Source organism: Serratia sp. FGI94 (genome assembly GCF_000330865.1).
Lineage (GTDB): Bacteria > Pseudomonadota > Gammaproteobacteria > Enterobacterales > Enterobacteriaceae > Serratia_B > Serratia_B rubidaea.
Genome location: NC_020064.1, coordinates 2,812,460 through 2,826,410, shown reverse-complemented (window position 1 = coordinate 2,826,410; position 13,951 = coordinate 2,812,460). Strand labels below are relative to the sequence as shown.

Annotated in this window: 11 protein-coding genes; all 11 read left to right on the top strand. The window is 57.9% G+C overall.

The window, feature by feature from the left end; translation table 11 throughout:
- Positions 1-410 precede the first annotated feature (410 nt).
- The 11 genes from D781_RS12870 (at position 411) to D781_RS12820 (ending at position 13,667) form a co-directional block, all read left to right on the top strand.
- Positions 411-1,280 (top strand): helix-turn-helix domain-containing protein, encoded by an 870-nt coding sequence (locus D781_RS12870; protein WP_015672771.1) that lies wholly within the window; start codon positions 411-413, stop codon positions 1,278-1,280.
- A gap of 180 nt (positions 1,281-1,460) precedes the next feature.
- Positions 1,461-2,423 (top strand): NAD-dependent epimerase/dehydratase family protein, encoded by a 963-nt coding sequence (locus D781_RS12865; RefSeq protein ID WP_015672770.1) that lies wholly within the window; start codon positions 1,461-1,463, stop codon positions 2,421-2,423.
- Positions 2,424-2,492: 69 nt separating this feature from the next.
- Positions 2,493-3,542, top strand: a complete 1,050-nt coding sequence (wecA, locus tag D781_RS12860; protein ID WP_015672769.1) for a UDP-N-acetylglucosamine--undecaprenyl-phosphate N-acetylglucosaminephosphotransferase — start codon at positions 2,493-2,495, stop codon at positions 3,540-3,542.
- A gap of 22 nt (positions 3,543-3,564) precedes the next feature.
- Positions 3,565-4,695, top strand: a complete 1,131-nt coding sequence (locus tag D781_RS12855) for a polysaccharide export protein (RefSeq protein ID WP_015672768.1) — start codon at positions 3,565-3,567, stop codon at positions 4,693-4,695.
- 30 nt (positions 4,696-4,725) lie between these two features.
- Positions 4,726-6,912, top strand: coding sequence for a polysaccharide biosynthesis tyrosine autokinase (locus D781_RS12850; RefSeq protein WP_015672767.1), 2,187 nt, complete (start codon positions 4,726-4,728; stop codon positions 6,910-6,912).
- Between the two features lie 4 nt (positions 6,913-6,916).
- A complete protein-coding gene (locus tag D781_RS12845; RefSeq protein ID WP_015672766.1) occupies positions 6,917-8,203 on the top strand; it encodes a flippase in 1,287 nt (428 codons plus the stop codon).
- A 121-nt stretch (positions 8,204-8,324) separates the two neighbouring features.
- On the top strand, positions 8,325-9,044 hold the full coding sequence (locus D781_RS12840; protein WP_233494088.1) for an ATP-grasp fold amidoligase family protein: 720 nt from the start codon (positions 8,325-8,327) through the stop codon (positions 9,042-9,044).
- An 83-nt stretch (positions 9,045-9,127) separates the two neighbouring features.
- The gene (locus D781_RS12835; protein WP_015672764.1) at positions 9,128-10,033 is read left to right on the top strand and encodes a glycosyltransferase family A protein; all 906 of its coding nucleotides are present in this window, start codon (positions 9,128-9,130) and stop codon (positions 10,031-10,033) included.
- A gap of 1 nt (position 10,034) precedes the next feature.
- Positions 10,035-11,090: a glycosyltransferase family 4 protein gene (locus tag D781_RS12830; protein WP_015672763.1), complete on the top strand. Its 1,056-nt coding sequence runs from the start codon at positions 10,035-10,037 to the stop codon at positions 11,088-11,090.
- A gap of 7 nt (positions 11,091-11,097) precedes the next feature.
- Entirely contained in the window at positions 11,098-11,841 is a 744-nt protein-coding gene (locus D781_RS12825; protein WP_015672762.1) for a glycosyltransferase family 2 protein, read from the top strand.
- Complete coding sequence (locus tag D781_RS12820) at positions 11,838-13,667, top strand: carbohydrate-binding protein CenC (protein ID WP_233494087.1); 1,830 nt, start codon at positions 11,838-11,840, stop codon at positions 13,665-13,667. The genes D781_RS12825 and D781_RS12820 overlap by 4 nt, the downstream gene beginning before the upstream one ends.
- Positions 13,668-13,951: the final 284 nt, after the last annotated feature.

The following is a 13,951-nucleotide window of genomic DNA, read 5'->3' as shown; positions in this document are numbered from 1 at the left end:
GGCATTCAATGAGATTAGTCTCATTCTTGCTCTTTGCCATTTCCCATAATCAACTTGCAATAGGATTAAGTCGAAAATTTAATTTATCAACGTATTGTCTTGTTGGTTTTAGGATGAAATTTTACAACTTCATTATAGGCATTTCTTCAGATCTCATTTATTTTTCCTTATAATTTCAATTGGTTGCGTGTTTATTGTGGGGTGGGTTCTTCATGATAACGGGATTTTCCTCGAGGTCGAAAAAAGCATTTAAATTACACGGACGTGTATTGATAGCATAAGTGAAATTGAATTTTTATATGAGTGAAAATATAAATTTGCCAACTTGTTGAGTTTACATTTGATTTCTTGTTCGTTTTTTCTTATTTCTATACCACGCGTGCAGGAGTGGGCTCATTAAGGAAATTAACGTGGATCTCGACAAAAGAATAACGATCAGGAATCTCAATGTATTGATCCCTTCCAGGAAAAGCACCCGTCTACGTTGGAAGGAGTATCAAATACTCTCTCTGCTGGTTGCCAATTCTCCTGAACTGGTGACCAGGGCGGAAATTATAGAAAGCATCTGGAAAGGCACCTATTGCTCTGATTCGACGATAAATCAGACAATTAAATCGATTCGTCAGAAGATAGGCGATAGCGATCACACCATTATCAGAACTATCCCTCGCTTAGGTTACAGGGTTGAAAACCGCGCAATATTTAATTTTCTAAGTGATGATAGTCATGATGACGAACCTATTTTAGGTTCTTGTTACGTTTCTTCTGGGAATATTCAACGGGAATTGTCTGAAAGTTTGATACTGGAAAGCGCTTCCGCGCCGGCGGAAAAAAGTGTCGAGCACGAGCCGGGTATGGCACAGGAAAAAATAGTATCCCGGCGCCCCTTTTGGCATCGACTGCCGTTTAAGGCACCGCAGAAACGGGCGGGGCGTTTTTCCCTGCTGATTATCCGCGCCGTCAAGTTGGTATCCGTGCTGACGCTATGTGCAGTTACCGCCAATGTTTTCTTTTATCTGGGGGGAAATCGCATGCACACCCCGGAGCGGGTGATGCTGACTTTAAAACTGGGCAATCCCGATGCGCCCGCGTCGCACTCGCTGTTATGCCTGTATCAGGGAGACAAGTCGCTGCAGGTGACGATTGAGTGCATCGATCCTAAAAAGGGAGAGTTTCAGCAGCAATACCGCGACGACGAAATAAAGGATCGCGGCGAAATTCAGCTTACTCTGCCGGAACATTTGATAAACGCATTTATTCCACAGGAAAGAGAAAATTAGCTAAAGAGAAATTTCACTTTTAAACCTGTTTCACATAGCACAGCGGCTGCTATTTTATTTTTTGTTATTTGAAAGGGAGTATTAATTTGTTCAGTCTGTAAAGGAAAGGATGGTTAATCGCCATTGGTTTTTCGTCTGCATTAGTCGGCGGGAATAACGATAACAGGCTGAGTGAATATTATGGATGAGCGGAAAGTAGCTATTATCGGTGGTTCTGGTTTTATTGGCTCGCGTTTGGTCAAACGCCTGCATTCGCGCAGTGACATCACGCTACGCATTATTGATAAAAATCCGAGTGAAGCCTACCCCGAACTTTATCAATACGGCGATATAACGCAGCCGCAAACGCTGCGCGACGCGCTGGAAGGGTGTGATGCGGTGATCAATCTGGCGGCGGAGCACCGGGATAACGTGCAGCCCACTGCGCTTTACTATCAGGTGAATGTGGAGGGGGCGCGCCACCTGTGCCAACAGGCCGCGGAGCTGGGCATCCGTCAGATGATCTTTACCTCTTCCGTGGCCGTCTACGGCTTTGTCCAGCAGGAAACCGGTGAAGACGGCACCTTTGCCCCTTTTAACCATTACGGCAAATCCAAACTGGAAGCGGAATATGTTTATGAAGCCTGGCGCAAGGCGGATAAGCAGAACAAGTTGGCGATCATCCGGCCGACGGTGGTCTTTGGCGAAGGTAATCGCGGCAACGTTTATAACCTGCTGCGCCAAATTGCCGGCGGACGATTTGTCATGATTGGCAGCGGGAATAATTTCAAGTCGATGGCCTATGTCGAAAATATTGCCGCCCGGCTGGAATATGCACTCGATCAACAGGCGGCTTATCAGGTCTGCAATTATGTCGATAAACCTGATTTGACTATGAATCAGCTGGTGAGCACGGTGTCCGCTTCGCTGGGTAAAAATAGCAGAACGTTACGAATTCCCTATTGGCTGGGCCTATGCGGCGCGGGCGCGTTAGACCTGGTGAGTAAAATAACCCGGCGGCAATTTCCTGTCAGCCGCGTGCGCGTGCAGAAATTTTGTGCCAGAACACAGTTCAAAAGCGACGTGTGCAGCGATTTTACCGCACCAGTGGCTTTGGATGAGGCGATCGCTAAAACCATCAGGCATGAATTTAGCGCGCGTTAACGCAAGAGGATGCTGACGTCGGGGCATCAGGAGCGCGGTGCAACGTGTTGCTTTGAGCAAGGAGGGGTGATGCTTTATCAACTGGGAGTGGTGTTTTTTTTGACGCTGTTGCTGATGGTCATCGCCAGGCGGATTGCCGTGAAACTGGCGCTGGTTGATAAGCCCAGCGCCCGCAAACAGCATCAGGGGCATATCCCGCTAAGTGGCGGCATCGCGATTTATCTGTCGGTGGTGCTATTTTCACTCTGGCAAACGGACGGCATACCACATATGGAGACATATCTGTGCTGCGTGACGGCCTTGCTGCTGCTGGGCATGTTGGATGACCGTTTTGAACTGTCAGTTGCGCCGCGTATGACAGTGCAGGGCGGATTGGCGCTGGTAATGATGTTGGCGGCCGGCATGCCGCTCTCCTCGCTGGGGCGTTTATGGGGGGATGAAGCGGTGCAGCTTGGCTACGGTGCTCTGCTGGTGACGCCGCTGGCGGTATGGGGCGCGATCAACGCTTACAACATGGTCGACGGTATCGATGGTCAGTTAGGCATACTGTGCTGCGTGACTCTCGCCGGACTGGTGGTGGTGTTCGCCCTGGGCGGGTGTCTGGCCGCGGTGCTCTGGTGCCTGAGTTTGATCGCCACCCTGGTGGCTTATCTGATGTTTAACCTTGGCGCCCTGGGGCGTCGTAATCAAATTTTTATGGGCGATGCCGGCAGTATGGTGATGGGGTTTACCGTGCTGTGGCTGCTGCTGGCCGCGACGCAGGGACAGGACGCGGTGATGCGTCCGGTTGGCGCGCTGTGGCTGATCGCCGTGCCGCTGATGGATATGACGAGCGTGATGCTGCGTCGTATCGCCCGGCGGCAGAGTCCGTTTCGTGCCGACCGCGATCATCTCCACCATATTTTGATGCGCCGTGGCCTTTGCGCCCGTCAGGCGTTGGCAGTCAGCGGGCTGCTGGCTATGGCGCTGGCTGCTTTCGGCCTGTTCGGTGAGCTGCTTGGGCTGCAGGAGAATCTGATGCTGGCCGCATTTTTGCTGTGTTCCGGCGGTTATTTTCTGCTGGGGCGCGAGCCGCGGCGGACAAGGAGGGCGCCCGGTTCGCCGGCTGCCGATCGTTAATTTTTTGTAGCAGGATGCTTGCATGAATCGTGTTTATTCCCGTCTGACGCTGGCGCTATCCGCCGTGCTGCTTGGCAGCTGTAGCCTGTTCCCCGGTTCTCATTTGCCGACGGCCGATAAGCATAAGGTGACGCTGGCTGACGATGCCGCAGCGCCGACGCCGCAGGTGGAGGTATACCGCATGACGCCGATGCTGTTGGCGAAAATGCGGCGGGTGGCGCCGTCGGCGCGGCCCAATCCGCAGTTGGAACTGTTCCGGCAGCGTTATCAATACCGCATTGGCGTCGGCGACGTGTTGAACGTCACGGTGTGGGATCACCCGGAGTTGACCACGCCGGCCGGGCAGTATCGCAGCGCCAGCGATACCGGCAACTGGGTGCATACTGACGGTAGCATTTTTTATCCATATGTCGGCAGGCTGCAGGTGGCGGGGAAAACCCTTGAGGAAGTGCGCAGCCTGATCGCCGTCCGGCTGGCGGAGGTTGTCGAGAATCCGCAGGTGGGCGTCACGATTGCCGCATTTCGCTCGCAAAAAGCGTATGTCACCGGCGAAGTCAACGTCTCCGGCCAGCAGCCGATCACCAATGTGCCGCTGACGGTGCTGGATGCGATCAACGCCGCAGGTGGGCTGACCGAAGCGGCTGACTGGCGCAATGTGATCGTGACGAGCCAGGGGAAAGAGCAGGCGATCTCTTTACAGGCGCTGATGCAGTACGGCGATCTGAGCCAGAATCTGCCGCTGACGGCGGGGGATATTCTTTACGTGCCGCGCAACGACGACCAGAAAGTCTTTGTGATGGGCGAAGTTGGCAGGCAGGCGACCCTGAAGCTGGACCGCAGCGGCATGACCTTGACCGAGGCGCTGGGCAACGCCGGCGGCATCAGTCAAACGCTGGCGGACGCCACCGGCGTCTTCGTTATTCGCCCCGGTCGCGACGAGAACGGGGCGCCGCTGGCGGCGCTGTACCAGTTTGACCTGTCGGATGCTACCGCGTTGGCGATGGGGACGGAGTTTTACCTGCGGCCGTACGACGTGGTGTATGTCACCGCGGCGGCGGTAACGCGTTGGAACCGGCTGATTAGCCAATTGGTGCCGACCATTTCCGGTTTGAACGATCTGAGCGAGGCCACGTTGCGACTGCGCAACTGGTAAAGGGGTAAAAGGTTGATGCAAGGATCCGCGATGATAAAAGAGAGTGTGCGACCCGACGCAGCAGCGGGGATGGAAGAGAAGCTGGAGTGGGAGCGTCTGATTGGCTCGTTGTGGGACAGTCGCTGGCGGCTGGCGCTGGCGACCGCCGTGGCGGGGCTGCTGGGAGGGCTTTACGCGCTGCTGGCGACGCCGGTGTATGAGGCAACGGCAATGGTGCAGGTGGAGCAGCCGACCAGCGGTGCGTCGTTGCTGCGCCAGTCGCTGGATAGCGCCGGCGAGCAATTTTCCGCGACGCAGGATGAAGTAGCGCTGGCCAACTCCCGCTATGTGTTGGGGAAAACCGTGGACAGTCAGGGGCTGACGGTGCGCGTCAGCGCAGAAACTTTCCCGCTGGTGGGTAAAGGCATTGCGCGCCTGCAGGGGAAGCCGCTGCCGCAGTTGGCGATTGCCGAACTGGCGGTGCCGGCGGATATGCTGGGAGAGCCTCTGACCTTAAGCGTACGGGAAAACCAGCGCTTTACCCTGAGTCGGGATGGGCAGACGTTGCTGCGCGGGCGGGCGGGGGAGACGCTGCACAACGGCGCATGGCGTCTGCGCGTAACGACGCTGTCCGCCGAACCGGGGATGACGTTCAGCATCGTCAAGTTGGCGCGCCAACAGGCGATTGACGATCTGCGCCGCGCGCTGAGCATCATTCTGGCCGGCAAAGAGAGCGGTATCATGACCTTCAAGCTGGAGAGCGAAGATCCGCAGCGCGCCAGACGTGTTCTGCAGAGCATCGCCGACAATTACCTGCAGCAGAACATCGATCGTAAGACCGAAGAGGCCCAGCGCATGCTGGCTTTCCTGGCGCGTCAGCTGCCGCAGACTCAATCTTCGTTGAATCAGGCGGAAAACCGCCTGAATCAGTTCCGCCGGCAAAATGATTCGGTAGATCTGTCGTTGGAGGCCAAGTCGGTACTGGATACGCTGGTGCAGTTGGAGGCGCAGCTTAACGAATTGACCTTCAGAGAGTCGGAGATCTCCAAGCTGTATACCCGTGCGCATCCGGCATATCGCGCCCTGCTGGAAAAACGCGCCACGCTGGAGCAGGAGAAAGCGCGGCTGGGCAAGCAGGTGCAGAATCTGCCGAAAACCCAGCAGGAGGTGCTGCGGCTGACGCGTGATGTGCAGGTTGATCAACAGGTGTATATGCAGCTGCTGAATAAACAGCAGGAACTGAACATCAGCAAAGCCGGCACGGTGGGGAATATTCGCATTATCGATGCGGCGGAAACGGCGATCAAACCGATCAAGCCGCAGAAAATGCTGGTTGTCATACTGGCGCTGCTCGGCGGCGCGACGACCGCCGCCGCGATAGTGTTGCTGCGCAACGCTTTCCATCGGGGGATCGGCGACACCGCCGCGTTGGAAAAACGCGGGATCAATGTGTACGCCACGGTGCCGCTATCGCTCTGGCAGACCAAGCGCAACCGCAGCCAGCAACTGCTGTTGACGCGCGCCGGCGGTGAACGGCTGCCGATACTGGCGCAGGAACAGCCCGAGGATCTGGCCGTCGAAGCGTTTCGCAGTCTGCGCACCAGTCTGCACTTCGCCATGACGGAGGCGAGCAACAATATTCTGATGGTGTCCGGCGCCAGTCCGGCCAGCGGGAAAAGCTTTGCCAGCATTAACCTGGCAGTGGTGCTGGCGCAGGCCGGTCAGCGGGTACTGCTGATTGACGGCGATATGCGCAAGGGTTTTTTACACCGCTGGCTGAGTAATGACGCGCGACGAGGGCTGTCTGATGTACTGGTCGGCCGTCTTGAGCCGAGTTTGTCGGTGCGCACTACGGCGGTGGCTAATCTGGATTTTGTCCCGCGTGGGCAGGTGCCGCCAAACCCCTCTGAGCTGTTGATGCACCCGCGCTTTACGGAGTTTTTACGCTGGGCGGGGCAGCGCTACGACATGGTGCTGATCGATACGCCGCCGATTCTGGCGGTCACCGATGCGGCGCTTATCGGTCATCACGCAGGAACGTCGTTGATGGTGGTGCGATTTGCGGTCAACAGCATCAAACAGGTTGAAACCAGCCTGCGTCGTTTTGAACAAAACGGCGTAATCGTCAAAGGCGTAATCCTTAACGGCGTGGTGAAAAAGGCCGTTGCCGACGTTGGCTATTACAACTTCGCCTACCCAAGTCACCGGGAAGAGGGCGAGGTGACGTCAGGGACCTAGCCGTATGAAGGCGATTTTGCACAATGCGTTCTGGCTGATGCTGGAGCGGGTGTCGCTCAGCCTGTCGGGGGTGTTTGTTTCTGTCTATGTGGCGCGTTACCTGGGGCCGACGCAGTTCGGCACGCTGAACTACCTGCTGGCGACTATCGCCATCGTGGTGCCGCTGGCACAGCTGGGTGCCGACAGCGTGATCTTCAACCGTGTTGCCCGCCGCCAAGCCAGCGGCGTCCGGCTGATGCTTGCCTCCATGCGCCTGCGACGGCGGCTGTTTTTACTGCTGGCGCTGCCGCTGTGGCTATGGAGCTTTTATCATCATCCGACGCCGCAGATCTGGATGAGCACGCTGTTGTTGGCGAGCGCCTATTTTTCCGTCCAGGACGTATACAAGATTTACTACGACGCCCGGCTGCAGGCGAAGCGTAATACGTTGATTAATAATCTGTCGTTAGCGCTGGCCATTGCTCTGCGGCTGGCGTTGGTCGGCGCGGCGCTGCCGTTGGTATGGTTTGCCGTGCCGTATTTAATTGCCAGCGTGCTGCCGTATCTGACACGCCTGTGGCTGTTCCGTCGTGAAACGTCGTCACCGGTGCCATATAGCACGCGCGTGGCGCGGCGCTATGACCGTTACCTGTTGCGCGTTGGCCTGCCGCTGGCCACCGCCGGGCTGTCGATCGTCATTTATACCCGTATCGACCAGATTATGCTCGGCAATCTGCTCGGGCCACAGGCGGTGGGGTGGTACAGCGCCGCCGTGACGCTGAGTCAGGGCTGGACCTTTATTCCGCTGGCGCTGGTAACGTCGCTGATGCCGGGGATTGCCCGCTGCGCCGCCGGCCCGGAGCGTGCGTACCGTATCCGTCTGCTGTGCCTGTTGGCGCTGCTGATTTCGCTGCCGGCGTTGCTGATACTGAGCGGCGGCGCCATGCCGTTGGTGATCTGGCTGTACGGCGATGCGTTTCGCCCGGCCGCCGGCATCCTGGCTATCTGTACGCTGACCGCGCTGTTTTCCGTATTGGGGACGGTGGCGTATCGCAACATGGTGCTGCTGGCGGGCTATCGCTTTATTGCGCTGAAAATGCCGTTGGTGGCATTGGCCAATGCGGCGATGAACGCCGTACTGATCCCGCACTACGGGCTGCTCGGCGCGGCGCTGTCGACGCTGCTGGCCGAATTTCTTTCTCTGTTTGTTTTAAACGCTTTTTTCCGCGGCGGGCAGATCGTTCGCCTGCTACTGACCTGTTATTACGCCCTGCCACGTTTTATTCGCACGCTAAGGAGGCGGCATGCTTAATCGTTTATTTAGAGGGATCGTCCGGCGTTTGCCTGACGCGCTGCACCATCAGGTGAAATATGCGCTGCGTTTTAAGCGATTGCCGCATTTGTCCAGTCCGAGCAGTTATAGCGAGAAATTGATGCGGCGTAAAATTTATCCACGCGGTATTTACACCATGCTGTCTGATAAATACCGGGTGCGCGAGTTTATTGCCGGGCTTTGGGGGGAAGAGTACCTGATTGAGCTGTATGCGCACGGCGCGGAGCTGAGTTACGACGTTTTTCGCCGTTTGCCGCGCCAGTTTGTACTCAAGGCCAATCACGGCAGCGCTTATAACCGGTTGGTATTTGATAAGGAGCAGGTCAGCTATGCCGAGCTATATGACCAGTCTCAGCGCTGGGTTCGCGCCAACTTTTATCAGCAAAGTCGCGAGCGCCACTACCGCGATATTACCCCCTGCATTATGGTCGAGCGGCTGCTGCTGGAAAACGGCGAGGTGCCGAACGATCTTAAATTTCACTGTTTCAACCGTGATGGCGTGATCCGCATATTTATCCAGGTGGATTACCGGCGCTTTGGTGAACACCGACGGGATATTTTCGATGAGCGGTGGAACCGCACTGAAATTCGCATTGGCCTGCCCAATGCAGAACAGCCTGCCGCCGTACCCTCGCAGCTGACGGAGATGCTGCGTCTGGCGCGGTTGACGACGCGGCAGTTTTCCTATCTGCGGATTGATTTTTATCAGGTGGGCGAGCGGGTTTATTTCGGCGAACTGACGTTTACGCCCGGTGCCGGCATGACCCGTCTGCTGCCTGAGGGTATCGATCAGGAGTGGGGCGGCTATTTTACCGAGTAGTGCACGGCATGACGTCGGCGTTGCCCACGCCCGTTATGACTGCGGATAAACGCGATGACCTACCATTATCCTTGAGGTAAGAAATGGATTTCTCAATTGTTATGCCGATTTATAACAGCGCAGGCTTTTTACCGAAGACGCTCTCCCGCATTTTTGCCGCCTGTCGGGGATTCGACTATCAGGTGATTCTGGTGGACGACGGCTCGGAGGCGATTGATATCGCCCAGGTGCGGCAAATCGCCTGCGCCCACAGCCAGGTGATGCTGCATGAGAAGAAGCAAAAGAGCAATGCGGCGGTTTCGCGCAATCTGGGCGCGCGGCTGGCGGAGGCGGAGGTGGTGTTTTTTCTCGACGCCGACGATTACTTCACCACCAACTATCTTATCCGCCGCCTGAAGCACCATGAAGACGTCAGCATTGACATTATTTTCGGCAATTACGCCGAGGTGAGCGGCTTGTCGGTGCGCGACTACGCCTTTCAGTATCAGAGCGGCAGCGCCGGGGAGGACTTCCTGTTCCTGGAGATGGGCGATATCCGTTCTTCCACCATCAGCATACGTAAAAAAAGCGACCGGCGCTTTTTGTTTCCTGAATTTCTGGCGAAGCATCAGGACTGGGGATTTCTGGTCAATGCCACCAATCTGGGGGCTCAGGTCGCACACGATGCCGGCGGCGGCGTGTATCTGGACGTTGGCCGCGCCAGCCGGATGAGCGCGCGGCTGAATCTGGAGGCCAGCGACCTGTTTATCGACGCTTTCCTGCATGCCAGCGAGCGGCATATCAGCGGTTTCGCCTGCAAGCATCTGCTGGCTTCCCTCTATAGCGAAAATCAACAGGCGTTCAGCTATTACTCTTCGCGCATTGTTCAGCATTCGCTGAGCGGCAAATTCAAATTGATCAAGCTGTATGGCGACTGCCTGACGCGGCTGGGGTTGTTCCCGCTGGGTGGCCGTCTGCTGCGCCATGCCCGCAACGGTTTTTGGAGGTGAAATGACGCCGCGCAATGTTGCCATTGTGATTGAGAATATCGCCGGTAAAGGCGGCACCGAACGCGTCGCCAGCGGATTGGCCAATGCGCTGGCCGACGATTGCGGTATGCGGGTAACGCTGTTTTCTCCTGCCGGTGAGGCGGCTTTTTTTCCGCTGACGCCGGCGGTGACGCTGCGCCTGCTGGGTGACCGTGCGCCGTTTTGGTCGTGGCGCCTGGCCTGGACGCTGCGCCGTGAACGTTACGACGCCATCATTATCGTCTCGATGGGGCGGCTGTCGGTGGTGATGACGCCGTACCTGCGTTTGCTGTGCCCCGACAGCCGGCTGCTGCTCAGTGAACACGTCAGCTTTCAGCAGTATCCATGGCCGATGCGCTGGCTGAAGCTGCTGGTATATGCCTTGGGCGACCGGGTGATTTTGCTGACGCAACAGGATCGTGCGCGGATCGGCCGCTGGTTCCGGCCGGAAAAATGTTTGGTGATAGAAAACGTTTCGCCGTTTGCACCGCAGCCGCCCGACGGCAGCCAGCGGCGCAACGTCGCGTTGGCGATTGGCCGGCTTACCGAACAGAAGGGATTTGATCGGCTGATCGACGCCTGGCGGCAGATCGCCCGGTTGGCGCCGTCGTGGCAACTGCTTATTGTCGGCGACGGTCCGGCGCGGCCGGCGCTGCAACGGCAGATAGCGCAGGCCGGGCTGGCGCATCAGGTCGTTTTGTTACCGGCGACGCAGGACGTGGCGAGTTACTACCGCCAGGCCAGTATGTATCTGATGACGTCGCGTTATGAGGGGTTGCCGATGGTACTGATCGAGGCGCTGAGTTTCGGCCTGCCGTTGGTGGCTTACGACTGTCCGACCGGACCGGCGGAGCTGATAACGTCCGGCGTTAACGGCTATCTGGTGCCGGACGGCGACCGCCCGCAGTTCTGCGAACGGGTGATGGCGCTGATTACGGATCACGCGCTGCGGCAACGCTTTGCGCAGGCTTCTTGGCAGCAGGCGCAGCGTTTTACGCCGGAGCGTATTTACCCAGTGTGGCAACGGATTATCACGTGAGGAATATATGGAAAAAGTATCAGTCATTATGCCGGCCTATAACGCGGCGGTCTCCATCAAGGCATCGATTCTGGGCGTGCTCAACCAGAGTTTCAGTGATTTTCAGCTGTACGTTATTGATGACGCCTCCAGCGATGAAACGGCGGAGATCGTGGCGTCGCTGAGGCACGATCGTGTGACCTATGTCCGCAACCCGCGCAATCAGGGCGTGGCGGCCACGCGCAATATCGGCATCGATATGGCACGCGGTGACTATCTGGCGTTTTGCGACAGCGATGACGTCTGGCTGAGCAATAAACTGGCGCGCCAGGTGGAAATTTTGCAGTCCGGCCGTTATGACGTGGTGTGTTCTCATTACTACACCTTCGAACAGGATCTGCATCAGGTGAAGAACTACCGCAGTGCGGCGGAAATTATTGACTATGCGTCGATGCTCCGCAGCAACCGCATCGGCAATCTGACCGGCATCTATAATCAGCGGCGCACCGGCAAGGTGTATCAGCAAGCGGTCGGCCACGAAGATTACCTGATGTGGCTGGCGGTGCTGGAGCGGGCGTACAACGGTCTGGCGTACTGCGTACCGGAGCCGCTGGCGTTTTACCGGCTTTCCAGCCACTCCCTGTCCGGCAACAAACTGCAGGCGGCGGACTGGCAGTGGAAGATTTACCGCCAGTATCTGGGGCTGTCATACCAGAAATCCTGCTATCTGTTCTTTGCCTATCTGCTGAACGCGGCGATGAAACGCCAGTGAGCGGCCTGATGCCGGCGATCGCCGCCGCCGCGCTGCTGCACGCTATGCCGCCGCAGGATTGCGCGCCGAATCTGTTACACAACCCCGGTTTTGAACAGGAGCTGCAGGGTTGGCGTGGCGTCGGCGCCGGGCCGGATAGCGTTTCGCACGGCGGGGCGGCCAGTCTGCGTTATCACAATCAAGATGACGCCCGCTACCGCACCTTCAGTCAGACCATCGCGGCGCAGCCCGGCCAGACGATTGCATTCGGCGCCTGGCTGAAAGGGCGCGGGCTGCAGGGGCCGCCGCAGGATCGGGGCGCCAGCGTATATATCCAGAGCTTTGATGCGCAGGGACGTTTTCTGGAAGGTCGTTATCCGGCGGGGATCGCCGGCGACAGCGACTGGCGGCCTATCTCGGCCCTGTACCGCGTCCCGCGGCGGGCGGCGCGGGTGACGCTGGGGTTGTATCTGCGTCGCGGCACCACCGGCACGGCGTGGTTTGACGACGTTTACGCCTGCGCGCTGTCGCCACAGGCGGCTCTCTATCCGGCAGAAGGCCGCACGCTGATTGAAACGCCGCAGCCGCAGTGGCTGACGGTCAGTAGCGTGCTGCTTGACCGGCAGCGCAAGGTTGTCGACCAGTCGAACCGGCGGCGCTATATCGCCGATCGTCAGTGGCTGACCTATACGCCGCCACCGTTGCCGCCGGGGGCATACCGTCTGCGACAGCAGGTGACCGAGACGGCGACCGGGCGGCGGCGCAGCAGTGAAATTGCGCTGGATATCGGCCAGCCGGCGCCGGCGGTGACGATTGATGGGCAAGGTTTTACCCGTCGCGACGGCGAGCGGCTGTTTCCGCTGGGGATTTACTCCACCCGCGACGGTGATGACGATCTGGCGCGCATCGCCGCCGCCGGTTTCAACAGCGTGCTCAATTATCGTTATGGCATGGGCAAGGACGCCGACGGCTTTTTTCGCCGCAGCCGGCGTCACGGGCTGCAGGTGATTTACGCTATCAAAGATCTGTATGCCGGCAGCCGTTTTGCGCCGGTGACGCGTGGCAGCTATGCGGCTCTGGCCGCTGCCCAGATTAACCGGCTGAAAAGCCAGCCTAATTTGCTGGCCTGGTATATCAACGATGAGCTGGGACTGGAGTTTTTACCGCAGATTGCCGCCAGGCACCAGCAGGTGCAGCGGCTTGACCGCCATCATCCGACGTTTCAGGTGCTGAATAAAACCGCCGCGCTGGACGACTATTACAACAGTACGGATATTTTGGCGACCGATCCCTATCCGGTCGGTTCGGAGCCGCACCTGCGCCGCACCCTGCATGATACGTTGCAGACCGTGCGCGCGGCGCGCGGGGTGAAGGGCGCCTGGATGGTGATTCAGATTATGGATCACGCCGCTTACGACAGCCGCCGCCCAGCGCGGGCGCCGACGGAAGATGAAGTCCGCGCTCAGGCCTGGCTGGCGCTGATCGGCGGCGCGCGTGGGCTGCTGTTTTACTCCTACAATGACCTGTTTTATCAGCAGCCGCGTGGTCGTTTTGAACGCGCCGCGTTTGCCGCACAGTGGCGCGGCATTGCCCGCGTCGCGCGGCAGATAAGCAGTTTCAGCCCCTATCTGCTCACCGGTGACAGTGTAACGTTAAAACTCGACGGCCCCGCGGCGGCGCGGATCTTTGTGCGCGGCGACAGCGCGCTGCTGCTGGCCGCCAATCCCGAGGCGCGCACGGTGACGCTGCGCCTGACACTGCCGGATGGTTGGCATCATCAGACAGAACGCTCGCTATCAATATCATTGCCGCCGTTTGGCGCTATCCATCTGCCGTTACGCCGTTGACGCCACACGGGGGTACTCCTAAATAGCCGGCAGCAGCGCGCACTTTGTGCATTGGTGACGGTGGTTTTAATTTCTGTTTTCAAATCAATAATAAACATCTTTTCCTGTGCTTATCCGAAAGGGGTACTGGCGTGCAAGCGCGCGTTTTCCGCATGGCGTTGCGTTGATCGCAATCAATTTGCCGTCGGCGTTGCATCAGTAGCCTTGGCCGCAGAGTGAGCAGTGACCTACGTCGCGACGACCCTAGACCCGAACCGCCGGCGCAGCCGCCGGGCAGTTAGGGA